Here is a 742-nt window from a genome sequence, read left to right on the forward strand (position 1 = left end):
TTTTGACACCTAAAATTGGAAAAAGCACGAAAAATGGTAAAAAGTGCATTTTCATGGTAAAAATGAGGGAAGGCTTTGAAAGGTCTTTGGAAAATCCTTTGAAGATTTTAAAAAAAAGTCTGTGAAAGCCCAGAAAACCGCCTTTAAAAGACCCTTTAAAAAAATCAATCCAAAAGTTCAATTGACTCCCAAATCAACCAAAAATGATCCAAGAAGCAAAAAAGATTTCCATATATGCGTGGAAATCTCTAAAAAATGATTTAAAAATATTGTTTATCAATATATTGCATAATTTATTTAAAGTAATAAGATTTTCATATCGATTTTTCATATTTAAAGGGGCATTAAGCCGTATCTTGTGTCGTTACTAGATGTGAACTTTCAGCTTCGATTTGACGCTTTAAATGAATTTTAAGAAGAGGAAAAGTTGCCTCGACTTCTTCTGTGTCGTTGATGTTTTGAACAAGCTCTTGTAACTTTTTATAAAGCTCTACCGCGCGTTCCGTTATATTTTCAGGGGGGAGTTTTATTTTTGCGTTGCGATAGGTTGTATAAGCTATACGATCGAGTTTTTTCATGAGTCCAGTAGGAATGGTAGGCGCTTTAAAACCTACTGCTTTCGCTTTTAGCATATTGCTAAACATTTCACCTTCACCAGTGAGAAGCAATGAAAGTCTACGCCATAAATTTTGTGATAGGCGATTACGATGGATGCTGGTGTGCACCGGCTTTGTGCTGCGGA

1 pseudogene is annotated in these 742 nt (G+C 35.0%); it reads right to left on the minus strand.

Features of this window, described 5'->3' with window-relative positions:
* Positions 1-344: 344 nt before the first annotated feature.
* Positions 345-742: pseudogene (locus CEV08_RS09305) on the minus strand (helix-turn-helix domain-containing protein); the annotation flags it as partial.

Source organism: Bartonella tribocorum (assembly GCF_002778015.1).
Classification (GTDB): Bacteria; Pseudomonadota; Alphaproteobacteria; order Rhizobiales; family Rhizobiaceae; genus Bartonella; species Bartonella tribocorum_B.